General features: G+C 70.8%; 18 protein-coding genes and 1 pseudogene. 9 read left to right on the top strand and 10 right to left on the bottom strand.

The features are described from left to right. Positions 1–25: 25 nt before the first annotated feature. From SMD20_RS37360 to SMD20_RS37350, 3 genes are all read right to left on the bottom strand, one after another. Positions 26–1,183 carry an ROK family transcriptional regulator gene (locus tag SMD20_RS37360; RefSeq protein WP_329590306.1) on the bottom strand — a complete coding sequence of 386 codons (1,158 nt, stop codon included), beginning with the start codon at positions 1,181–1,183 and terminating at the stop codon, positions 26–28. 160 nt (positions 1,184–1,343) lie between these two features. Beyond that, positions 1,344–2,216, bottom strand: a complete 873-nt coding sequence (locus SMD20_RS37355; RefSeq protein ID WP_329590304.1) for an SDR family NAD(P)-dependent oxidoreductase — start codon at positions 2,214–2,216, stop codon at positions 1,344–1,346. Between the two features lie 71 nt (positions 2,217–2,287). Next, a complete protein-coding gene (locus SMD20_RS37350) occupies positions 2,288–3,346 on the bottom strand; it encodes an MBL fold metallo-hydrolase (protein ID WP_329590302.1) in 1,059 nt (352 codons plus the stop codon). Positions 3,347–3,401: 55 nt separating this feature from the next. On the opposite strand from SMD20_RS37350, the gene SMD20_RS37345 reads away from it, so the two are divergent. Then, positions 3,402–3,770 carry a hypothetical protein gene (locus SMD20_RS37345; RefSeq protein ID WP_329590300.1) on the top strand — a complete coding sequence of 123 codons (369 nt, stop codon included), beginning with the start codon at positions 3,402–3,404 and terminating at the stop codon, positions 3,768–3,770. Here the strand turns inward: SMD20_RS37345 and SMD20_RS37340 are convergent. Together SMD20_RS37340 and SMD20_RS37335 are read right to left on the bottom strand one after the other, a co-directional pair. Next, positions 3,718–5,001 carry an MFS transporter gene (locus tag SMD20_RS37340; protein ID WP_329590298.1) on the bottom strand — a complete coding sequence of 428 codons (1,284 nt, stop codon included), beginning with the start codon at positions 4,999–5,001 and terminating at the stop codon, positions 3,718–3,720. The genes SMD20_RS37345 and SMD20_RS37340 overlap by 53 nt on opposite strands. Further along, positions 4,998–5,567, bottom strand: a complete 570-nt coding sequence (locus SMD20_RS37335) for a winged helix-turn-helix domain-containing protein (RefSeq protein ID WP_329590297.1) — start codon at positions 5,565–5,567, stop codon at positions 4,998–5,000. Before SMD20_RS37335 ends, SMD20_RS37340 begins: the two co-directional genes overlap by 4 nt. Positions 5,568–5,641: 74 nt before the next feature. On the opposite strand from SMD20_RS37335, the gene SMD20_RS37330 reads away from it, so the two are divergent. From SMD20_RS37330 to SMD20_RS37315, 4 genes are all read left to right on the top strand, one after another. Beyond that, positions 5,642–6,286 (top strand): B3/B4 domain-containing protein, encoded by a 645-nt coding sequence (locus SMD20_RS37330; protein WP_329590295.1) that lies wholly within the window; start codon positions 5,642–5,644, stop codon positions 6,284–6,286. 206 nt (positions 6,287–6,492) lie between these two features. Further along, on the top strand, positions 6,493–10,146 hold the full coding sequence (locus SMD20_RS37325) for a multifunctional oxoglutarate decarboxylase/oxoglutarate dehydrogenase thiamine pyrophosphate-binding subunit/dihydrolipoyllysine-residue succinyltransferase subunit (protein WP_329590293.1): 3,654 nt from the start codon (positions 6,493–6,495) through the stop codon (positions 10,144–10,146). A 130-nt stretch (positions 10,147–10,276) separates the two neighbouring features. Beyond that, on the top strand, positions 10,277–10,456 hold the full coding sequence (locus SMD20_RS37320) for a DUF6104 family protein (protein WP_020544136.1): 180 nt from the start codon (positions 10,277–10,279) through the stop codon (positions 10,454–10,456). 92 nt (positions 10,457–10,548) lie between these two features. Continuing rightward, positions 10,549–11,352, top strand: coding sequence for a DUF4097 family beta strand repeat-containing protein (locus SMD20_RS37315; protein ID WP_329590292.1), 804 nt, complete (start codon positions 10,549–10,551; stop codon positions 11,350–11,352). Here SMD20_RS37315 and SMD20_RS37310 read toward each other — a convergent pair. After that, a pseudogene (locus tag SMD20_RS37310) lies at positions 11,333–12,585 on the bottom strand (RNA-guided endonuclease InsQ/TnpB family protein). The gene SMD20_RS37315 and the pseudogene SMD20_RS37310 overlap by 20 nt on opposite strands. A 149-nt stretch (positions 12,586–12,734) precedes the next feature. On the opposite strand from SMD20_RS37310, the gene SMD20_RS37305 reads away from it, so the two are divergent. Then, positions 12,735–13,475, top strand: a complete 741-nt coding sequence (locus SMD20_RS37305; protein WP_329590290.1) for a PadR family transcriptional regulator — start codon at positions 12,735–12,737, stop codon at positions 13,473–13,475. Positions 13,476–13,512: 37 nt separating this feature from the next. On the opposite strand, the gene SMD20_RS37300 is transcribed toward SMD20_RS37305, so the two are convergent. The 4 genes from SMD20_RS37300 to SMD20_RS37285 form a co-directional block, all read right to left on the bottom strand. Next, complete coding sequence (locus SMD20_RS37300; RefSeq protein WP_329590288.1) at positions 13,513–14,343, bottom strand: oxygenase MpaB family protein; 831 nt, start codon at positions 14,341–14,343, stop codon at positions 13,513–13,515. 72 nt (positions 14,344–14,415) lie between these two features. Next, entirely contained in the window at positions 14,416–15,372 is a 957-nt protein-coding gene (locus SMD20_RS37295; RefSeq protein ID WP_329590286.1) for a zinc-binding dehydrogenase, read from the bottom strand. Positions 15,373–15,399: 27 nt separating this feature from the next. Next, positions 15,400–16,278 carry a hypothetical protein gene (locus SMD20_RS37290; RefSeq protein WP_329590285.1) on the bottom strand — a complete coding sequence of 293 codons (879 nt, stop codon included), beginning with the start codon at positions 16,276–16,278 and terminating at the stop codon, positions 15,400–15,402. Between the two features lie 123 nt (positions 16,279–16,401). Continuing rightward, the gene (locus SMD20_RS37285; RefSeq protein ID WP_329590283.1) at positions 16,402–17,844 is read right to left on the bottom strand and encodes an acetyl-CoA synthetase; all 1,443 of its coding nucleotides are present in this window, start codon (positions 17,842–17,844) and stop codon (positions 16,402–16,404) included. Positions 17,845–18,107: 263 nt separating this feature from the next. Between SMD20_RS37285 and SMD20_RS37280 the strand changes: the two genes are divergently transcribed. The 3 genes from SMD20_RS37280 (at position 18,108) to SMD20_RS37270 (ending at position 21,928) form a co-directional block, all read left to right on the top strand. After that, the gene (locus tag SMD20_RS37280) at positions 18,108–19,088 is read left to right on the top strand and encodes a trypsin-like serine peptidase (RefSeq protein WP_329590281.1); all 981 of its coding nucleotides are present in this window, start codon (positions 18,108–18,110) and stop codon (positions 19,086–19,088) included. A 315-nt stretch (positions 19,089–19,403) separates the two neighbouring features. Further along, a complete protein-coding gene (locus tag SMD20_RS37275) occupies positions 19,404–20,534 on the top strand; it encodes a trypsin-like serine peptidase (RefSeq protein ID WP_329590279.1) in 1,131 nt (376 codons plus the stop codon). A gap of 230 nt (positions 20,535–20,764) precedes the next feature. After that, entirely contained in the window at positions 20,765–21,928 is a 1,164-nt protein-coding gene (locus tag SMD20_RS37270) for a trypsin-like serine peptidase (RefSeq protein ID WP_329590277.1), read from the top strand. Position 21,929: the final 1 nt, after the last annotated feature.

Here is a 21,929-nt window from a genome sequence, read left to right as displayed (position 1 = left end):
GGGTCCTTGTCTGTCGGCCCGGTGGTCAGGCGCTGACGATGCGGTTGATGTTCTCGGGTGAGAGGTAGTGCTCGATGGCGAGCAGGCCCGCTCCGAGCGCGGCCGCGTCGATCCCGGTGCGGCTCGGCGTGATGGACAGGTGGTGCGTGGCGAGCGGCAGCGAGCGGCGGTAGACCGTCTCCCTGATGCCGGCCAGCAGATGCTCGTGCACCCGCGACAGCGCGCCGCCGATGACGATGACCTCGGGGTTGAAGAAGTTGACCAGGCCGGCGAGCACCTCGCCGATGTGCCGGCCTGCCTCCCTGACCAGGCGCAGCGCCTGCGTGTCGCCGGCCTGGACGAGCGCCACCACGTCGGCGCCGCGCTCGGCCGGCAGGCCCAGCTCGGCGAGCCTGCGGGCGATGGCGGCGCCGCCGGCCACGGCCTCCAGGCAGGCGCTGTTGCCGCAGCGGCAGCCGGCGTCTTCGTGGCCGCTCACCCGGATGTGGCCGATGTCGCCGGCCGAGCCCTGGGCGCCGCGGTGCAGCTTGCCGTCGGCCACGATGCCGCAGCCGATGCCGGTGCCGACCTTGACGAACAGCAGGTGCCGGGTCTCCGGGAAGGAGTGGCGGTGCTCGCCGAGCGCCATCACGTTGACGTCGTTGTCGACGAGGACGCTGACGCCGCCGAAGTACTCGGGGACGGGGTAGTCGTTCCAGCCCGGCATGATCGGCGGGTTGTTCGGCCGCCCGGTGGCGAACTCGACCGGCCCCGGCACGCCGATGCCGATCGCGCGGAGCATGGGCCGGGTCCGGCCCGCCTCGCCGAGCAGCCGGTCGAGCCGCTGGTCGACGTGGGCGAGCACGTGCTCCGGGCCCTCGCCGATGAGCAGCGGGTCCTCGCACTCGGCGAGCACCTGTCCGGAGATGTCCATGAGCGCGACCCGGCAGTGCGTGGCCCCGAGGTCGACGCCGGCGAAGGCGTGGTCCTCGGTGTGCAGGCGGAGCTGGCGCGGCGGCCGGCCACCCGTGGACTCGCCGCTCTCGCTCTCCTCGACCAGGCCGCGCTCGATGAGCGCGTCCACACGCTGGGAGATCGTGGACCGGGCGAGGCCGGTGAGCCTCGCGAGGTCGGAACGGGTCGTCGCCGAGCCGGCGCTGATGAGCGTCAGCACGTCGCCGGCGGAGCCCGGCTGGGGGGTCATGCCGCCGACAATAAGGTCACCGATGCGGCAAATCAATAGTGAGAATCGACCGAACTCGCCTGACTTCCGTCGATGACCGAACAAAGTGGATGTTGTTGCCGTACAAGCAGAAAGCCGGCCCCCGTGCGGGGACCGGCTTTCCGGCAGTCGTCGTACGCCCCTAGAGCATGGCCTTCATCGAGTCGCCCGCCGACAGCACGTACGGCTGCTCAGCCATGATCGACTCCCAGTTGTCCGCGATCGCCTCCGGCGAGATGTCGTCGGTCTTCCAGCCCGGCCCCTCGGCCACGAACACCCGCGCCACCCGCCCCGCGCCGACCGTGAACACCTCGCCGCTGACCTCGCACGAGTCGTGCGTCAGGTACGCCACCAGCGCGCTCACCCGCTCCGGCGTGAACTTGGCCTCGAACTCGGCCGGCAGCAGCGCCTCGGTCATCCGGGTCCAGGCGACCGGGGCGATGGCGTTGGCCCTGATGCCGCTGCGCGCGCCCTCGATGCCGAGCGTCTTGGTGAGCCCGACCAGGCCCATCTTGGCCGTGGAGTAGTTGGCCTGGCCGAAGTTGCCGAACAGGCCGGCCGGGCTGGAGGTGTTGACCACGCGGCCGTAGCCGGCGGCCTTCATGATCGGGTAGGCGGCGAGGCTGACCAGGAACGAGCCGCGTACGTGCACGGCCATGACCGCGTCGAACTCCTCGACCGTCATCTTGCCGAACGACTTGTCCCGCAGGATGCCCGCGTTGTTGATGACGATGTCGACCTTGCCGAACGCGTCCACGGCCGCGTTCACGATGTCCCGCGCCCCCTCCGGGGTGGCGACGTTGCCGGCGTTGGCGATGGCCTGGCCGCCGTTCTTGTTGATGAGCTCGGCCACCTCCGCGGCGGGGCCCGCGGAGGCCCCCGTGCCGTCGAGCGCGCCCCCGAGGTCGTTGACGACGACCTTGGCGCCTCGCTCGGCCAGCAGGAGCGCGTGCGACCTGCCGAGGCCGTGCCCGGCCCCTGTGACGATCGCGACCCTGTCATCGAACCGAAGCATGGAACCTCCATGGCAGGAGAACAACGTTCTAGTACGAGTACCATAACCCGCCAGGAGCCCGCCGCCACCGGTCACTGCGGATGCCAGAGGTCGGGCTCGCCCGGCGAGCGCCGCACCCGTCCCTTGGCCTCCAGCCACACCAGGTGCGCCAGCGTCTCGTTGTTGGCCGAGCGCCGCATGAACGGCGGGATCGTCTCCCAGGGCCGCGACCAGGTGAGCCGCGTCGCGGTGTCCCAGCAGGTGACGCCGTCGTGCCCGGCCACCACCCGCTCGATCTCGGCCAGCCGCTCCTCGTGGTGGGCGAGCACGCTGTCCACCCGCTCGGCCAGCTCCAGGAAGCGGTACTCGTGGGCGGGCAGCACCTCGTCCACCTCCAGCCCGCCCACGGCGGCCAGGGAGTCGAGGTAGTCGGCGAGCGGGTTGGGCGGCGACTGCGGGTGCACGGCCACCATCGGGGTGATTTTGGCCAGCACGTGGTCGCCGGAGAACAGCACCCGCCGCTCGGGCGAGACGAAGCACAGGTGGCCCGGCGAGTGGCCGGGCGTCCAGATCGCGCGCAGGTCCCAGCCGGGCAGGCCCAGGTCGTCGCCGTCCTCGACGAGCCGGTCGGGGCGGGCCATGGAGACCATGTGACGGATCATCATCGACGCGCCGGCCAGCTCGTCCAGCGTCGTCGCGGGGACGCCGCAGCGTTCCAGCAGCGCCCGCTCACGGCGGACGAGGCCGTCGATGGCCTCGTCGTCGTAGCGCTCGCGCAGCAGGCCGGCGTCGGCGGGGTGCAGGGCGATCCACGCCCCGGACGCCTCGCGGACCCGGCCGGCCAGGCCGTAGTGGTCGGGGTGGATGTGGGTGACGAGCACGCCCTTGACGTCGGTGATCGCGTATCCGGCCACGCGCAGGCCGGCGCAGAGGGCGTCGTACGCCTCGTCGGTGTCCCAGCCCGCGTCCACGATCGCGACGCCGTCCGGCAGCTCCAGGGCGTAGACCAGGACGTACCGCAGGGGGTTGACGGGGATCGGCACGGGGATGGACCACAGCCCCGGCCGCACCCGCTCCACGTCGGGGATCGCCCCGCCCGTCCACGCCTCCCGCTGCGCCCGGCTGGCAGGGGTCACCACGAATTTCGCCATAGCCCCGATTCTGCCCGAACGAGGTTCTGGATCCGAATCATGTTCTACTGGGACCATGAAGCCGAGCCGCGAGATCTCGGGCGATGGCCGCTTCGTCCGGCAGCCCAACCACTTCACCGACCGCCTCGGCCCGCCGGAGCCAGGCCGCTACCGCCTCTACGCCTCCTACGCCTGCCCGTGGGCGCACCGGGTGCTGATCGTCAGGCGGCTGCTGGGCCTGGAGGACCTGCTGGACGTCACGATCGTCGATCCGATCAGGGACGAGAAGGGCTGGCGCGTCCCCGGCGGGGACCCCGAATACCTGTCGGAGCTCTACCACGCCACCGACCCCGGCTACACCGGCCGCTACACCGTCCTGAAGCCGGCCGGGATCAATCCGAGCCGGATCGTACCGGTGGGGCCGGAGCTGGACTGGAGCGTGTGAGCACCGGCAGCCGGACGAACAGCAGCGCCGAGACCAGGATGACCGCGGCGGCCACGGTCCAGGCGGCGGCGAGGCCCGCCTGGGCGGCCAGCGCGCCGAGCGTGAGGTTGGCCGCGACCCCGCCGGACTGCAGGGACAGCGAGGAGATCGAGGTCAGGGTGGTGCGCTCGGCCGCGGTGACCGCGTTGTGCGTCAACTCCATCGACAGCACGGCGGTCACCGAGAGCCCGGCGAACAGCACGACGTAGGCCGCCGCGGCGCTCACCAGGCCGGCGGCCCCGCCGAGGTCCGACGTGGCGGCCAGGGTGGCGACCGAGAGCCCGCACACCACCGCGCCCGCGATCGCGCCCCTCGCCGAGCTGCCCGCCAGGCGGGCCGCACGGGGTGCGAGCGCGCTGCCCACCGCGCTGCCCGCGAAGCCGAGCGCGGCGACGACGGCGTAGGCGAAGCTCCCCTCCTCCGCCGAGCCGGCCAGCTCGGCCAGCCGGCCGGGCGTCAGCAGCTCGATGGCGGTCAGCATGACGCCGGAGCACACGGCGGCCAGCATGAGCCGGCGCAGCAGCGCGCCCCTGGCCGCCAGCCGCAGCCCGCCGGCGATCGTGGCGGGCACCCCGCGCAGCACGCCGCCCGGCGAGATCCGGTCGCGGGGCGGCTCGGGCAGCGCCACGAGGACCACGGCGAGCAGCAGCGCCGCCGCCACCGCGGCCACCAGGCTCGGCGCCGCCAGCGGGAACATCAGCCCCGGCGGCACCACTGTCGGCAGGACGCCGCCGGCCAGCACGCCGGCGCAGAGGGCCGCGGACTCCATGGCGCTTCCCCTGGCCAGGCCCGGCTTGAGGTCGGCGTCGCGGCCCTCGATCCGGTGCAGGGTGTCGACGTACCAGGAGGTGGACGGGCCGCTGGACAGCGCCCGCGCCACGCCCTTGAGCACGCCGACGGCCAGGAACGCCCACAGCGTCGTGGCCACGCTCATCAGCGCGAGGCCCGCCGTGAGGAACGCGGCCGAGACGGCCAGCACCCCGCGCCGCCCGACGACGTCGGCGAGCCCTCCGGTGGGCAGCTCCAGGCTCGCGGTGACGACGGAGAACACCGTCACCGTCAGGCCGATCTCGGGCAGCCCGAGCCCCCGCTCGGTCATGAGCAGGACCTGGGAGGACATCATCAGGCCGAGCGGCAGCCAGGTCAGGAAGCAGACGAGCAGGTAACGGTGTAAGGCCGAGCGGGCGGTCAAGACTCCTCCTGTCCGGGACTACGGGGGACGCCGCCGTACCAGACGTGCACCTGCCTGGCGTCGGGGTCGCCGGCGTGGCGGTCGGCGAGCTCGCGCAGCAGCGCGTCGGCGCGGTCGGCGAACTCGCGGAGCGCGGCGGGGGGCAGCGTGAGGATGTGGTCGCTCATGCCGGAGACGTCCATCCACGCGGGCGGCCAGTCCGCGAGGTCGAACTCGCCCAGCATCCGGCCGACCGTCTCGGCCTGGCGCAGGTGCATGATCCGGACCGCCTCGCGGCCCTCGGGCGTCGCGCTCATCTCGGCCGCGTCCCACGAGGTGTAGTGGTGGCGGGAGCGCCAGCGCCGCTCGCGGCCGTCGCGCCGCTCGTCGTCCTCCTCGACGAAGCCGAACTTGAACAGCTCGCGCAGGTGGTAGCTGGTCGAGCCGGAGCTCTCGCCCACCTTGCGGGCCAGCTCGCTGGCGGTGGCCGGGCCGTCGCTGCGCAGCAGGCCGAGCAGGCGTACGCGCAGCGGGTGGGCGACGGCCTTGAGCACCCGGGGGTCACTGATCCTGTACTGCTCCTCCATACCCCCACCGTAGACCGCAAAGACAATTTTGCAAAGTGAATTTTGCGATTTGTGTCGCTCGTAGACTTGGGAGCGTGCTCGACGACATCTGGGTGGACGACGCCGTCCACGAGCTCCGGCCCGACTTCGCCGTGCTGGTCATGACCGCGCACGGGCTGACCAACGGCCCCACGGACGACCGCTCCCGCGCCTGGCTGGCGGCGGCGGCCGAGGCGGAGGCGCAGCCCGCGAAGATCGACGCCTGGAAGGACGCCTACCGCGCGTTCGGCGCCAAGCCTCAGCGCACCCGGCCCTCGGTCGACGCGCTCACCCGGCGCATGCCGCTCCCGGAGATCAACCGGGCGGTCGACGCCTACAACGCGATCAGCGTCAAGCACGCGCTGCCGATCGGCGGCGAGGACCTCGACCGCTACTCCGGCCCGGCGCGGCTGGTGCGCGCGGCCGGCGACGAGCCCTCGGAGGAGGCGCTCGGCACGCCGGAGCCGGGCGAGGTGATCTGGCGCGACGACCTCGGCGTCACCTGCCGCAGGTGGAACTGGCGCCAGGTGGCCCGCACCCGGCTCACCGAGGAGACGGTCAACGCCATCTTCCTGCTGGAGCGGCTGGAGCCGATGACGCTGGAGGAGCTGAAGGAGGCCGGCGAGGAGCTGGCCGATCTGCTGGCGGAGCTGTCGCCGGGTGTCCGGATCGCCACCAGACTGTTGTCCTCGCGGAACTAAACCTCCCGCCCCGGTGTTGATATCAAACAGTAACAATCCCCAGTGCCACCCGGATTGGCAAGGGGGGGCGTGACCTCTTTGCGCGGTCCTGAGAGGATCGTTCGGGGTGGCACGCGCTCTTCGGCACGTGCTGCCAGTCCGGGCGAGTAGCCTTGGACAGGTTCTCTATCATCAACGCCGATCTGCGGAAGAGGGCGATTTCCGCCGTGTCGTCTGAGTCGTCGCGGACAAACCCGCTGGCAAGCTTCGGTCAGAACGAGTGGCTTGTCGACGAGCTGTACCAGAAGTACCTCCAGGACCCCGAGTCGGTAGACAAGGCCTGGTGGAACTTCTTCGCTGACTACAACCCTGATTACGGGCCGGGCCGAACCCCGGTCAGGGAGGCGGCGAACGGCACTACGACCGCGCCCGCCCCCGCACCTGCCAAAAAGACGGTGACGGCTCCGGCCGCGGCTCCAGCCGCGGCGGAGAAGCCGAAGCAGCCGGCCACCCCCGTGCCCAAGGACGCCGAGGAGGTCAGGCTGCGCGGCGCCGCGGCCCGCACCGCGGCCAACATGGACCTGTCGCTGTCGGTCCCGACGGCGACCAGCGTGCGCGCCATCCCGGCGAAGCTGCTCATCGACAACCGCATCGTGATCAACAATCACCTCAAGCGGGGCCGCGGCGGCAAGGTCTCCTTCACGCACCTGATCGGTTTCGCGATCGTCAAGGCGCTGCGGGCCATGCCGGAGATGAACTACTCCTTCACGGAGGTCGACGGCAAGCCGACGCTGGTCAAGCCGGAGCACGTCGGCTTCGGCCTGGCGATCGACGTCCAGAAGAGCAACGGCGAGCGCCAGCTCCTCGTGCCCTCCATCAAGGGCGCGGAGGAGATGGACTTCCGGCAGTTCTGGATGGCCTACGAGGACGTCGTACGCAAGGCGCGCGCCGGCAAGCTCGGCGTCGACGACTTCGCCGGCACCACGATCTCGCTGACCAACCCCGGCACGATCGGCACGGTCCACTCCGTCCCGCGCCTGATGCCCGGCCAGGGCACCATCATCGGCGTGGGCGCGATGGAATACCCGGCCGAATACCAGGGCGCCTCCCCCGAGACCCTGTCGCGCCTGGCCGTCTCCAAGGTCATGACGCTGACCAGCACCTACGACCACCGGATCATCCAGGGCGCCCAGTCGGGCGACTTCCTGCGCCAGATCCACCGGCTGCTGCTCGGCGAGGACGGCTTCTACGACGAGATCTTCGAGGCGCTGCGCATCCCGTACGAGCCGGTGCGCTGGGTCCAGGACATCTCGGCCACCCATGACGACGACGTGGCCAAGTCCGCCCGGGTGATCGAGCTGATCCACGCCTACCGCGTGCGCGGCCACCTCATGGCCGAGACCGACCCGCTCGAGTACAAGCAGCGCAAGCACCCCGACCTCGACATCCAGTCGCACGGCCTGACGCTGTGGGACCTGGAGCGGGAGTTCGCCACCGGCGGCTTCGGCGGCAAGCCGCTGATGAAGCTGCGCGACATCCTCGGCGTGCTGCGTGACTCCTACTGCCGCACCGTCGGCATCGAGTACATGCACATCCAGAACCCCGAGGAGCGGGCCTGGATCCAGGCGCGGGTGGAGAAGCCGCACAAGTCGCCCGAGCGCGACGAGCAGCTCAACATCCTGTCGCGGCTCAACACCGCCGAGGCGTTCGAGACGTTCCTGCAGACGAAGTTCGTCGGCCAGAAGCGCTTCTCGCTGGAGGGCGGCGAGTCCCTGATCCCGCTGCTCGACTCGGTGCTCAGCGACGCCGCCGACGAGGACCTCGACGAGGTCGTCATCGGCATGGCCCACCGCGGCCGGCTCAACGTGCTGGCCAACATCGTGGGCAAGTCCTACGCCCAGATCTTCGGCGAGTTCGAGGGCAACATCGACCCGCGCACCGCGCACGGGTCGGGCGACGTGAAATACCACCTGGGCGCCACCGGCACGTTCACCGCGCCGAGCGGCAAGACCATCACCGCGTCCGTGGTGGCCAACCCCTCCCACCTGGAGGCCGTCAACCCGGTCCTGGAGGGCGTCGTACGCGCCAAGCAGGACCTCATCGAGCGCGGCGAGGAGGGCTTCAGCGTCCTGCCCGTGCTCGTCCACGGCGACGCGGCCTTCGCCGGCCAGGGCGTCGTGGCCGAGACGCTCAACCTGTCGCAGCTGCGCGGCTACCGCACCGGCGGCACCGTGCACGTGGTGGTCAACAACCAGGTCGGCTTCACGACCTCGCCGGCCTCGTCCCGCTCGTCGGTCTACGCGACCGACGTGGCGCGGATGATCCAGGCCCCGATCTTCCACGTCAACGGCGACGACCCCGAGGCCGTGGTCCGCGTCGGACAGCTCGCCTACGAATACCGGCGGGCGTTCCGCAAGGACGTCGTCATCGACCTCATCTGCTACCGCCGCCGCGGTCACAACGAGGGCGACAACCCGGCGTTCACCCAGCCGCTGATGTACGACCTCATCGACGCCAAGCGCTCGACCCGCAAGCTCTACACCGAGGCCCTGATCGGCCGCGGCGACATCACGGTCGAAGAGGCCGAGTCGGCGCTGCGCGACTACCAGGCCAAGCTGGAGCAGGCGTTCACCGAGGTCCGCGAGGCGGCGAAGAAGCCGCAGGAGGCGGCCGCGATGCGGGTGCCGCCGACCGAGGTCGTCAAGTGGTCGCACGACGACACCCCGACGGCAATCACCCACGAGACGCTCAAACGCATCGTCGACACCCAGCTCAACCTGCCCGACGGCTTCACGCCGCACCCGCGCCTGGCGCCGGTGCTGCAGCGCCGCGGCCAGATGGTCGAGCAGGACGCGATCGACTGGGCGATGGGCGAGACGCTGGCCTTCGGCTCGCTGCTGCTCGACGGCCACCCGGTCCGCCTGGTCGGCCAGGACTCCCGGCGCGGCACGTTCACGCAGCGGCACGCGGTGCTGGTCGACCGGATGACCGGCGCCGACCACACGCCGCTCAAGAGCTTCAACCAGGGCACCACGAAGTTCTACGTCTACGACTCGCTGCTCAGCGAGTTCGCGGCGCTCGGCTTCGAGTACGGCTACAGCGTCGTACGCCCCGACGCCCTGGTGTGCTGGGAGGCGCAGTTCGGCGACTTCGTCAACGGCGCCCAGACGATCATCGACGAGTTCATCTCGTCCGGTGAGCAGAAGTGGGGCCAGAAGTCCTCGGTCACGCTGCTGCTGCCGCACGGCTACGAGGGCCAGGGTCCCGACCACTCCTCGGCCCGCATCGAGCGGTTCCTGCAGGTCTGCGCGCTGGACAACATGACCGTCGTGCAGCCGACCACCCCGGCCAACTACTTCCACCTGCTGCGCTGGCAGGTGGAGTCGCAGCGGCACAAGCCGCTGGTGGTCTTCACGCCGAAGTGGCTGCTGCGCCACAAGGCGGCCACGTCCAAGGCGTCCGACTTCACCTCGGGCACCTTCCAGCCGGTGCTCGGCGACACGGGGGTGGACCCGGCGAAGGTCACCCGCGTGGTGATGTGCTCCGGCAAGCTCTACTACGAGCTGCTGGCCGAGCGCGGCAAGCTGGGCCGCGACGATGTGGCGCTGGTCCGGCTGGAGCGCCTCTACCCGTTCCCGGGTGAGGAGCTGGCGGCCGAGCTGGGCCGCTACGGTCAGGTCGAGCTGGTCTGGGCGCAGGACGAGCCGGTCAACATGGGTCCGTGGCCCTACCTCACGCTCAAGCTGGCCGAGGACCCGCAGGCGCTGGGCGGCCGGCCGGTGCGGCGGGTCTCGCGCACGCCCAACAGCTCGCCAGCCTCGGGCTCGCACAACGCGCACGACACGGAGCTGGAGGAGATCCTTCGCCAGGTCTTCGCCTGATCCAGGTTTTTCCGCGGATGCCGGTGGTCCTTCTGGGCCACCGGCATCCGCCGTTTCGGGATCCGTGCTGGCCAGGGGCTAGAGTTCGGGCGAGACCGCAGTGAGCGGACGGATGACGGGATGGAGAGCGATGTACTTCACCGACCGGGGGATCGAGGAGCTGGTCGAGCGCCGGGGCGAGGAGGAGGTCAGCCTGCTGTGGCTGGGTGAGCGGCTGCGCGAGTTCGTGGACCTCAACCCCGAGTTCGAGACCCCGGTGGAGCGGCTGGCGACGTGGCTGGCCCGGCTGGACGACGAGGACGACGAGTAGCCGCCGGCCGAGCAAAACGCGATACATCTTGAGTTTCCGCCGAACGCGACATATCGTGTTCCTATACGAGGTGTTGCCAGAAGGGCGGAAGCATGCAGCAGTGGACCGTCGAAGCGCCGGAGCAGCTGACCTTCGGCGCCGTGGAATCGCTCGACGTGCGCATCGTCGCAGGCAGGCTGGCGGTGCTCGCCAGCGAGGGCCCGCCGACGCTGGAGGTGGCCGAGATCGACTCGGCCTCGCCGCTCATCGTGACCTACGACGAGGACACGCGCTCGCTCACCGTCGCCTACAAGGACCTCACCTGGGACGGCCTGCTCGGCTGGCTGCGCCGCGACCGGCGCAGGACCGTGCTGTCCATCGCCGTCCCCAAGTCGTGCCGGGTGAGCGCGGGCGTGGTGTCGGCGCCCGCCGTCGTGGCCGGCTTCGAGCGGTCCACGCGCGTCAAGGGCGTGTCGGCGGAGATCGTGCTCGACGGGGTGAGCGGCGAGGTCAACGCCAACACCGTCTCCGGGCCGGTCGAGAGCCGGGCGATGGAGGGCGACCTGTCGTTCAACAGCGTCTCGGGCGACCTGACGGTGGCCGACGGCACGCCGCGCCGGCTCAGGGCCAACACCGTCTCCGGCCGCATCACCGCCGACCTGGCGCTGCGACCCACCGGACATGTGACGTTCACCAGCGTCTCCGGTGACATCCTGGTCAGGCTGCCGGACAACGTGGACGCGGACGTCACCCTCCGCTCCACCTCCGGGCGGCTGGTCAGCACGTTCGACGAACTGTCCGACTCGAGCGGGCCCGGTATGAAGACCATGTCCGGGCGGCTCGGCGGCGGCATGGCCTCGGTGTCGGCGACCACGGTCTCCGGCGAGGTCGCACTGCTCAAGGGGGAGAAGGATTGACATCCTCCCCCTCGTGAACGAGGGGGATTCCGACCGTCGCCGGTCGGCCTTCCTGCTTCACCGCCGACCGCCCGCCCGAGAGGAGGACTCCCGTTGAGGTCTTACACCAGCTCCACAGGCGTTTCAGCTCTCCGCCAGCCCGGCGGCGAGCAACATGTTCCGGGCCGCGTTCACCTCCCGATCATGAACCGCGCCACACACACAAGTCCACTCACGGACGCTCAACGGCATTTCGTTCCGCAGGGCCCCGCAGACCGAGCACAACTTGGAGGAGGGGAACCAGCGGTCCACCACGGCCAGGGTGCGGCCGTACCAGGCCGTCTTGTACTCCAGCATGCGCCGCAGTTCCCGCCAGCCGGCATCGGAGATGGCGCGGGCCAGCGCATGGTTCTTGACCATGTTGCGGACGGCCAGGTCCTCCACGGCGATCACTTGATTCTCGGAAACCAGCCGTGTGGTGACCTTGTGCAGATAATCCCGCCTGCGGTCGGCGATCCGGGCGTGCACCCGTGCCACCTTCAACCGGGCCTTGGCCCGGTTCTTCGACCCCTCCTCCTTACGGGCCAGCGCCCGCTGCGCCTTGACCAGCCTGCGACGCTCACGCCGCTCATGACGCGGGTTGACGATCTGCTCGCCGCACGACAGCGTGAGCAGCGCGGTCAGGCCTGCGTCCACGCCCGTCGACTGCTCGACCGGCGGCAACGGCGCGATCTTCTCCTCGACCAGAATGGACACGAACCATCGCCCGGCGGAGTCCCTGCTCACGGTGACCGTGGACGGCTCGGCCCCCTCCGGGAGCGGGCGCGACCACACGATGTCCAGCGGCGTGTCCATCTTGGCCAGGGTGAGCCGGCCGTCGCGCCAGCGGAACGCCGAACGGGTGTACTCGGCCGACGCCCGCGACCGCTTCCTGCTCTTGAACGTCGGGTATTTGGCCCGGCGGGCGAAGAAGTTCGCGAACGCCGTCTGCAGATGCCGCAGCGTCTGCTGCAACGGCACCGACGACACCTCGCACAGAAATGCCAGCTCGGGCGTCTTCTTCCACGCGCTCAGCGTCGCGGACGACTCGGCGTAGGAGACGCCGCGGCCTTCCAGCTTGTAGGCGCGGGTCCGCTCTTCGAGCGCTTTGTTGTAGACCAGGCGCACGCAGCCGAACGTCCGGAAAAGCTCGTCGGCCTGCTCGGGGGTCGGGTAGAAGCGGTATTTGTAGGCCCGCTTCACGGTCTGCGCCACCTGTCGATCCTAGGTGTGAGATCACTCACGCACTGGCCGATCACGAAAGACGGCGGTCCGCCTGACGGTGTACCGCCTGCTCCTGCCCTGCTCCGCAGGAGTCCGAATTCTCCCTCGCCTGTAGGCGGGGGTCTCCTCGGAGGTGTTTGATGAGCCCTGTCTTCGGTCACGGCCGGCTCCGGCTGTACCTGCTCAAGCTGCTGGAGGAGAGCCCGCGCCACGGCTACGAGGTGATCCGGCTGCTCCAGGACCGCTTCCTCGGCGTCTACTCGCCCTCCCCCGGCACGATCTATCCCCGTCTGGCCCGGCTGGAGGAGGAGGGCCTGGTCACCCACGAGGTGGCCGACGGCAAGAAGGTCTTCTCGATCACCGACAAGGGCCGCGAGGAGCTCAACGCCCGCCTCGACGAGCTCGACGACCTGGAGGAGGAGATCTCCGCCTCCGTGCGCGACATCGCCCGCGAGGTCAAGGAGGACGTGCGCGAGACGGTCAAGTCCCTGCGCGACGAGCTGACCCGGATGGCCAAGGACGTGCGTACCGGCGGTCGCGAGGACCCGGTCGGCTTCGGCCGGCGGCAGAAGGAGGAGTTCCAGCGGCTGCGGGACGAGCAGTGGCGGCAGTGGCAGGACCACGCCCACCAGTGGCAGGGCGAGAGCGAGCGGCTGACCAGGGAGTGGCGCCGGATGTGGACCGAGATCTGGGGCACGCTCGGCGGCGCGCCGCCGTCCCGCGCCGATCTCGACGCCGAGCTGGGCGAACTGCTGGCCGACTTCGTGGCGCAGGCGCGCAGGGAGGCGTCCGACGCCCGGCTGACCGGCGAGAAGCTGCACGACCTGCGTACGGCGCTGGACGACGCCTCCCGCCGGATCCGCGACATCCTCGAACGCTGAGAACGCTGAGAACGCCGAGAACGCCGACCCGGCCCGGCTAGGCGGCGGCGCGGACGGCCCTGCGGGCGCGGTAGGCGATCGGCATGTACCTCAGCCGTTCCGGCAACCGCGGCGTCAGCGCCGCGACCGCCTGCCCGACGCGCCGCAGCCGCCGTTCGTCCCGGACCGTCCAGCGCAGGCCGAGCTTGTCCCGCACGGCGGGCGGCAGGGTGCCGACCGTGACGAAGTGGCTGAACTCGCCCGCGCCCGCTCCCACCGGCGTCCACAGCCGGCGCAGCGGGGCGGGCAGCCCCGGAGGCGCGGGGGTCCCCCGCATGGCCGACAGCACGTCCAGCGCGGTCGGATGCGGCTCCAGCCGCTCGGCCACCATCCGGTCGAAGTAGCGCCAGTAGTCGTCCAGGTCCGGGGGCAGCTCCCGCTCCGGCACCCGCAGCATGCGCCCGAGCTGCCGGGACTCCACGTAGAGCCGGCGCTGCTCGGCGCCGGTGAGCGGGGTGCCGAAGTGGCGGTTGAGCGCGACGAACCGCTCGAACAACGTCAGGTGCACCCAGGCCCACGCCTCGGCGTTCAGCGCGTGGTAGGGCCGGCCGCGCTCGTCCACGCCGCTGATCGTGCGGTGGAGCTCCCTGAGCCGCCGTCCTTCCGCGGGGCCGGCCGCGCCGCCGTACACCCAGGTCTGTACGGACTCCAGCGTGCGGTTGAGCCGCCCCCACGGATCCGACTTGTACGTGGAGTGCTCGGCGACCGCCGCCCCCACCGCCGGATGCATGGTCTGCAGGACCAGGGCGCTGCCGGCCACCAGCAGGTTGCGGTATTCGCCCGCGGTGTCCCAGTGCATCGAACCCGGGCCGAAGGGCTCCACGTCCATGATCGGGCCTCCCGGTGATACAACTCTCTTTCTTTTGTATCACCGGGACGCCCAAAAGTAACCCGTTACTTATCAGGCGGTGAAGACGATCTTCCCGAACAGCTCGCCCTCCGCCATGGCGGCGAAGCCGTCACGCGCCTCGGCCAGCGGCAGCGCCCGGTCGATCTCCGGCCGCACGCCCGTCTGCTCCAGGAACACCGCCAGCCGCTGAAGCTGCTCGCGCGTCCCCATCGTCGAGCCGACCACCGAGAGCTGCAGGAAGAACACCCGGTTGAGGTCGGCCGGCGGCACGGCCCCGCTGGTGGCGCCGCTGACCACGATGCGCCCGCCCGGCTTGAGCGACTTGAGCGAATGGTCCCAGGTGGCCTGGCCGACGGTCTCCATGACCGCGTCCACCCGCTCGGGCAGCCGCGCGCCGCTCTCGAAGACCTGGTCGGCGCCCAGCCGCAGGGCCCGCTCGCGCTTGTCCGCAGAACGGCTGGTCGCCCAGACCCGGAATCCGCCCGCCCGGCCGAGCGCGATCAGCGCGGTGGCCACGCCGCCGCCCGCGCCCTGCACCAGGACCGTCGATCCCGGCTGCAGCCCGGACTTGTCGAACAGCATGCGGTAGGCGGTCAGCCAGGCCGTCGGCAGGCACGCGGCCTCCTCGAAGCTGAGCGCGGCCGGCTTGGGCACCAGATTGCGGCGCGGGACGGCCACCCGCTCGGCGAACGTGCCGTCGTGCACCTCCGACAGCAGCGAGCGCCGCGGGTCCAGCGTCTCGTCGGGGCCGGAGCCGATCACGGCGTGCACGATGACGTCGTTGCCGTCCTCGTCCACGCCGGCGGCGTCGCAGCCGAGCACGATCGGCAGCCGGTCCTGGCGGATGCCGACGCCCTTGAGCGTCCAGAGGTCGTGGTGGTTGAGCGCGGCCGCCCGTACCGAGACGGTCGTCCAGCCGTCCGGCGTCTTCGGCTCAGGGTGCTCCCCCAGCGTCAGGCCGGCGAGCGGGTTGTCGGGGTCGGTCTGTGTGGCGGTAACGGCGAACATGGCCGCACCCTACAGAACCGGCCGCGGCTAGTCCTTGAAGGTCACCCTGATCCCGCGCAGCGCCTGCTCGCGGTAGTCCTCCGGGCCGGTCACCGCGATCTGCACGCCGTCGCGGCACACGGCCCGCGCGGGCCGGCCGCGCCCGCTGATCACGAACGGCACCGGATCCGTCTTCCCGCAGTGGGGCGTGGGCACGAGCGCGACCATCGCCCGCCCGCCGCCGCCGTACCAGAGCTGCGGCCCGACGGGATTGCCCCTGGCCTTCTCGCCCGGCTCGGCCAGCCGCACCGGGCCGCCGCCCGACAGCACCAGGTAGCCGTCCTTGGTCTCCTCGCCGTGCAGCCGCCTGGCCACGGCGAGCCGCTGCTCGAACGTCAGCCCGTCCCCCACGTCGTACAGGGCGAGCCGCCACTTGCCGAAGGCGAACAGCAGCACCTGCCCGCGCCCGCTGCTGCCCGCCTGCTGGGGCCACAGGGTGACGTTGGGGGCGTACTCGCGGATGGGCTCGCCGCCCTGGGTGATCTCGATCTCCCCGCTGTACGGGGCCGTCACCTGCCGGTAGATCCCGTCGACCCACAGCCCTTGGAACGGCCGCACCCCCATGCCGGCCAGGTCCAGCTCGGCCGGATAGCGCACGCTCGCCCGCCGCCCGTCCGGGAACACCACATGGATGACCGCCTCGCCGCCCTTCGTCACCGGCGTGACCCGCAGCACGTTGGGCGGGCTGTCGATCCTGGTCAGCGACCTGATCGGCTCGGGGGCGGGCGGCGGCGCGGTGGGCGGCGGCCGGCGGCTCGCGATCAGGCCGATCACCGGCACCAGCACGGCCACCAGCAGCACCGCCAGGCCGAGCCTGCGGCGGCGCCTGCTCTGTCCCGCTTCGATGACGTCCAACCGGTCGGCCACCGGCGTTCCTCGTGAAGTAGTGCGGCTTGCGCCCTCGTTCCCAGTTCAAAGGAGCGGCTGCCGACGGCGCAAGCCCTCAAACTGGGCGAAATGGCGGCGGACTGGTCACGAATTCACAACCGGTCACCAGGAGGCGAGGTTGACCTTGCCGTCCGGCGAGACGAGCCGGACCCGCTGCCCCACCAGCTCCCGCGACTCGGCGTCCGCCAGCAGCCCCGGCTCCTCCACCACGGCGTGCGCCCGCCCGCCGCCGGGCAGGTCCACCACGAGGATGCCGCGTTCGGCCGCGCCGTTCCTGCCGTGCGCGACGGTGTAGCCGGCGACCGTCGCCTCGCCCTCGTACACGTCCGCGACGGGCACGCCCGTGGCCGTGAACACCGGCGCTGGGCCGCCCAGCCGGCCGCCGGGCTCGCTGGACCACACCGCGTACGTGTGCTTGGTCAGGTGCATCCCCACCCCGGTCACCAGCCCGTGCCCCGCCTGGGCGCGCAGCAGCCCGGCCATGGTCGCCGTCGAATGGAGGACGTAGTCGCTGGCCGGGCCGCCCGCGTACGGCAGCCCGCCGGTGACGGTCAGCCCGCGCCGGTCGAGGGGGTCGAGCCCGATCGCGTCGCACGCCTGCCGCAGCGCGATGGCGAAGCAGCTGTAGACGTCGAGCGCGTCCATGTCGGCGAGGCCGAGCCCGGCCCGCGCGAAGGCGGCGGCGGCCACGCGCGGGATCGCCTCCGAGGCGCCGAGCGCGGGCCGCGCCGCCACCTCCCAGGTGTCCTCGCCGTACGCCCACCCGCGCAGGTAGACCCGCCGGTCCTGCGGCACGCCCAGCCGGTCGGCCAGCCCGGCGCCGGCGAGCACGACGGCCGCGGCCTGGTCCACCTCCAGCACGGCCACGGTGTCCCTGGTGTACGGCCAGCCGACGAAGCGGCTGCCGGTCACCAGCTCGTCGGGGCCGCGCGGGGTGCGCCGCCAGGCGTACGGGTTGGCGGCGGCCACCTCCGTCATCGGCGCCAGCAGCCGCCCGCGCTCGCGCATCTCCTCTTCCACGGAGATCCCGAGCGCCGCCCGCCGGGCCGTCTCCATGATCGGGTACGTGTGCACCGGCAGCACCAGCCCGTGCGCCAGCTCGGCCGGACGCGGGGGCCGCTCCCAGCCGTACGGGGGTTTGGGGTCGACCGGATGGCTCCACGGCGTCCGCTCGCCCGCCCGCCGGTAGGCCCGCCGCGTGGCCAGCGCCTCGGCCCCGGTCACCAGCGCGCAGGTGAACTCCCCCGCCGCGATCCCGGCCGCCGCCGCGCCGATCAGCGTCTGCGGCGCCGTGCCGCTGACCTTCGAGTACGCCCGGTGCCGCGGCGCCGCCCCCAGCCGCTCGGCCAGCCGCCCGACCGGCGAGTCGTACTGCCAGGAGTCGGTGTGGACGATCTGGATCGACTCCAGCCGCTCGACCGGCAGCCGCGCGTCGTCGGCCGCCGCCCGCGCGACCTCCTCCCAGAGATCGAGTGGTTCGGGGCCGGGCTGCTCGCGCACGGTGCGTTGCGCGATGCCGATGAGACAGGGGGTGCGCGCGTCCATGCCTCCATCCAACCAGAACAAAATTCGGTTGGTAAGTGCCGACTTTTGTCAATGAGGTCGCCGCTGTTACCCGAGACGCTTTAAAACAGGCCCCCACCTGCGGAGATGCTTTCTCGACATACATGCGATCTCGCTATCTCAACAATCGGATCCACCGATTACTCGCGACCTGCTGAGACCGTTCAATACCGTTTCCAGCGTTTTCCTGGCCCACCCGGGGCGCAGCACCCCGCTCTGGGCCGCCGAGAACCGGAAGGAGCTCCATGCATTCCCGAGCAAGGCGCCTCGCGATCACCCTGACAGCCGCCGGGCTGACCGCGGGGAGCCTCAGCAGCGCGGCCGGCGCGACGGCACCCTCGAACGTCGTCGCCAGGAACGCCACCACCCCCGCCGAACAGGCGATCCTGTTCTGGACGCCGGACCGCCTCAGGCAGGCCACCGGCCACGACGGCGGCCTCACCGGCTCCACGCCGCCCGACAGCAAACGGCTCAACCTGCCCAGCACGGTCGGACGCGTGTTCTTCACACTGCCCCGCACGGACCCGCGCGACCCACGCAACTGGCGCTCCTGCTCGGCCACCTCGGTGCGGAGCAAGTACCGCAACCTCGTGGCGACCGCCGCCCACTGCGTGTACGACACCAGGCACAACACCTTCTACGACAACTGGGTGTTCATCCCCTCCTACCAGGACGGGAAGAACCCCCCGTACGGCGTCTACGCCGCCAGGACCTTCAACGCCCACGACGGCTTCGTGGTGACGGAGGACTACGACTTCGACTACGCGTTCGTCAACGTCCACAACGGCGTCAAGGTCTCGTGGCAGAAGACCGGCAGGTCCTGGCGCCCGCAGGTCCAGAACGTCGGCCGTCTCGGCGACAACGTCGGCGGCCAGGGCTTCACCTGGAACCGGAGCGCCAGACTGAACGTGTTCTCCTTCGGCTACCCGGCGGGCGGCCGCGCCATGAAGCACTGCTCGGGCAGGACCCGGCCGATGCCGGAGGCCAAGAAGTACAACGCGCAGGAGCACGTCGGCCTCGCGTGCGCCTTCACCGCCGGCGGCGGGCCCTTCCTCCACGGCTACAAGGGCGCCTCGCACACCGGCTACCTGGTCGGCGTGGGCAGCGTGGCGTGGGACACCGACGGCGACGGCCGTTATGACCGGATCTCGTCGCCGTACTTCAACGGTGAGACGTACACGATCTACAAGGCCGCGGCGAACCGGCCGACCGGCAACATACCGTGACCGTCCCGCCGCTCAGAGGCCCCGGCTCCCGCGGGGATCCGGGGCCTCCCCGATCTCATTCCGCGTGACTCACGCCACCTGATCACGACGAAATGCCGGCGTGTTCCAAGCTGCGCGGCATGATCACGATCATGGCCCTGACCTGGGCGAACGTCGAAAGACTTTTGATCGTTCCGACGTATCGAAGTGGCGGCCTGACGGCATCCTTATAGTTCACGTTGGAACCTGGATCTGGTAACGAATCCCTATCCGGGCTGCAATACCCTCCACTCATCTGGAAAAATCGCCCCTTACGACCCCAAGAAAGGCATTTTCATGATCTCCCGGGCCCGGCAGCTGCTGGCCGCCGCGCTGAGCGGCGCGCTGCTGATGCTGCCTGCCCACACGGGGATCGCCACCGCACAGACCGGGCACGCCACCGCCGCAGCCGGCAAGGTGCAGAACATCGCCCTCGCCAAGACCGCCGCGGACGTCAAGCGGGTCGCCGACTACTGGAAGCCCGAGAAGTTCAAGCACACCGACAGCTACAGCCCGGCCACGCCCGGCGCCCCCGCCGCGCCGAAGTCCACGTCCGCGGGCGCCGCCGCCGGCCCCGCCGCACGCACCGCCGCGAGCACTACAGGCACCGGCAAGCTCAGCGCCGGCCGCCTCGCCGCGCCCGCGCTGCCGCGCAAGGGCGCCCAGGTCGGCAGCACGATGGGCAAGGTCTTCTTCCGCTTCGGCGACAAGGAGTACTGGTGCTCGGCCAGCGCGGTGTCGGCCAGGAACCGCAGCGTGGTCGCCACCGCCGGACACTGCGCCTACGATCCGCGGCAGGCCAAGGCCGCCGACTACTGGATCTTCGTCCCCAACCCGGGCCCCGGCGGCGAGCAGCCGATGGGCATCTACGTGGCCTCGTCCATCAGCCTGCACGAGGACTGGATCGGCAGGGGCGACTACGACTACGACTACGCCTTCGTCACCGTCCACCGCGGCTTCGCCTGGGTGAACAAGAACGGCCAGTACGCCATGCAGGACGTCGGCCGGCTCCAGGACAACGTGGGCGGCCTCGGCCTGGAGCTCAACAGGAAGCCGGGCACCTACACGGTCGCGGCCTTCGGCTACCCGGCCGGGGCGCAGCCCGACGGCAGCCGCCCGTACGACGGCAAGACGCTGCGGATGTGCCGCGAGGGCCGGACGATCTGGAACACCGCCCCTCCGCTCGACCTGCAGAAGGGCGTGCAGCTCCAGGCGTGCGACTTCAGCGCCGGCACCAGCGGCGGCCCCTGGGTGATCGACTTCGACAAGGACCGCAAGGTCGGCAGCCTGGCCGGCATCAACAGCCTGACCTGGGACCGCGACGGCGACAAGCGCTACGACGCGGTCTCCTCCCCCTACTTCGACACGGTCGCGGGCACGGTCTACCAGCGCGCGGCGGCGCAGAGCACGCCCGCGAAAATCGCCTGACGACACACCTTTCCGGCAAATGTGACCCAAGTCATATGCAACCGGTCGGTCACTGCGCGCGATCAGCCGATCTCCGGATCTCGGGAAGGTCACGACGACCGTTGGAACGTTGACGCGCTCTCCTCACAACTTCCACGCCCGTGGTCAGCGTTATAGGTTCCGGGTCGTCCGATTTTGCTGAATTCGTCAGGTGCACGAGGCGCCTCATGTCAGCACAACCTGGAGTTATCGTGACCCGAATCCTTCTGCCCGCCGGCGGTGCGATCCTCGCCACCGGCCTGCTCGCGGCCGGCCTGTCCGGTGCCGCGCAGGCCGACGGGGGCGTCTCCCACGACCCCATGGCCCGCAGCAACGCCCAAGCCGCCTCGGTCGCCTCCTTCTGGCTCGCCTCGAACGGCGCCGCCCTGCGCGCCGCGAAGCAGTACACCTGGGACGCCAAGGAAGTCAGGAAGGTCGTCTCCAAGGGCGGCTACACCCCTGACGGCCGCCCCGGCACCACGGCGCCGACCGGCTCGGCGAAGTCCGCCGGCAGCGCCCAGAACGTCAACCTGCCCCGCACCGTCGGCAAGGTCTTCTTCGTCGACGGCCACGGCAAGTTCCGCTGGTGCTCGGCCACCTCCGTCCAGTCGAACCAGCGCAACCTGGTCGCCACCGCCGGCCACTGCGTCTACGACACCGACACCAACAAGGCCGTCATGGACAACTGGGTCTTCGTGCCCGGTTACTACCAGGGCAAGGCCCCGTGGGGCATCTACGTCGGCAAGCAGGCCTTCACCCACTACGACTTCGACGTCTACGAGGACTACGACAAGGACTACGCCTTCGTCACCGTCTACAACGGCATCCTCTTCGACGGCGTCAAGCAGGTGAACCGCCGCGACTACGAGCGCTTCACCGGCCCCAAGCGCCGCTGGGGCGGCCACTACTACATCCTGCTGTCGAAGGACGCGGGCCGGCTCGGCGACGTCGTCGGCGGCCAGGGCTTCGCCTGGAACCAGGCGAGCGGCAAGTACGTCCGCACCTTCGGCTACCCGGCCGCGCCGCACCCGGACGGCAACAAGCCGTACAGCGGCGTCACGCCCAAGCACTGCTACGGGCGGACGACCGGGAAGGCCGTGGGGGCCTCCTGGCTGAAGATCGAGGAGCACATCGGCCTCAAGTGCGCCGTGACCCCCGGCTACGACGGCGGCCCCTGGCTGCTGAACTACAGCAACGCCAAGCGCGTCGGCTACGTCAACGGCGTCACCAGCACCTTCGCCGACCAGGACGGCAACGACCGCATTGACTACATCACCTCGCCGTACTTCGACGGTGAGACGGCCGCGGTCTACAACGCGGCCAAGAACGTCTGGTCCGGCAAGATCGTCGGCCCGAAGGGGGAGCTCTACAAGTAGG

Origin of the sequence: Nonomuraea sp. LP-02 (genome assembly GCF_036289125.1) — a bacterium.
In the GTDB taxonomy this organism is placed as follows: Bacteria; Actinomycetota; Actinomycetes; order Streptosporangiales; family Streptosporangiaceae; genus Nonomuraea; species Nonomuraea bangladeshensis.
Note: the sequence above shows the minus strand (reverse complement) of the source record. Positions and strands in the feature narration are given on the sequence as shown.

Coding starts and splice junctions, on each gene's coding strand:
- SMD20_RS37335 (WP_329590297.1), bottom strand. CDS start 5,567: ATGGAGGAGCAGTACAGGATCAGTGACCCCCGGGTGCTCAAGGCCGTC.
- SMD20_RS37360 (WP_329590306.1), bottom strand. CDS start 1,183: ATGACCCCCCAGCCGGGCTCCGCCGGCGACGTGCTGACGCTCATCAGC.
- SMD20_RS37275 (WP_329590279.1), top strand. CDS start 19,404: ATGATCTCCCGGGCCCGGCAGCTGCTGGCCGCCGCGCTGAGCGGCGCG.
- SMD20_RS37305 (WP_329590290.1), top strand. CDS start 12,735: ATGAGCCCTGTCTTCGGTCACGGCCGGCTCCGGCTGTACCTGCTCAAG.
- SMD20_RS37345 (WP_329590300.1), top strand. CDS start 3,402: ATGAAGCCGAGCCGCGAGATCTCGGGCGATGGCCGCTTCGTCCGGCAG.
- SMD20_RS37320 (WP_020544136.1), top strand. CDS start 10,277: ATGTACTTCACCGACCGGGGGATCGAGGAGCTGGTCGAGCGCCGGGGC.
- SMD20_RS37350 (WP_329590302.1), bottom strand. CDS start 3,346: ATGGCGAAATTCGTGGTGACCCCTGCCAGCCGGGCGCAGCGGGAGGCG.
- SMD20_RS37295 (WP_329590286.1), bottom strand. CDS start 15,372: ATGTTCGCCGTTACCGCCACACAGACCGACCCCGACAACCCGCTCGCC.
- SMD20_RS37315 (WP_329590292.1), top strand. CDS start 10,549: ATGCAGCAGTGGACCGTCGAAGCGCCGGAGCAGCTGACCTTCGGCGCC.
- SMD20_RS37300 (WP_329590288.1), bottom strand. CDS start 14,343: ATGGACGTGGAGCCCTTCGGCCCGGGTTCGATGCACTGGGACACCGCG.
- SMD20_RS37285 (WP_329590283.1), bottom strand. CDS start 17,844: ATGGACGCGCGCACCCCCTGTCTCATCGGCATCGCGCAACGCACCGTG.
- SMD20_RS37280 (WP_329590281.1), top strand. CDS start 18,108: ATGCATTCCCGAGCAAGGCGCCTCGCGATCACCCTGACAGCCGCCGGG.
- SMD20_RS37355 (WP_329590304.1), bottom strand. CDS start 2,216: ATGCTTCGGTTCGATGACAGGGTCGCGATCGTCACAGGGGCCGGGCAC.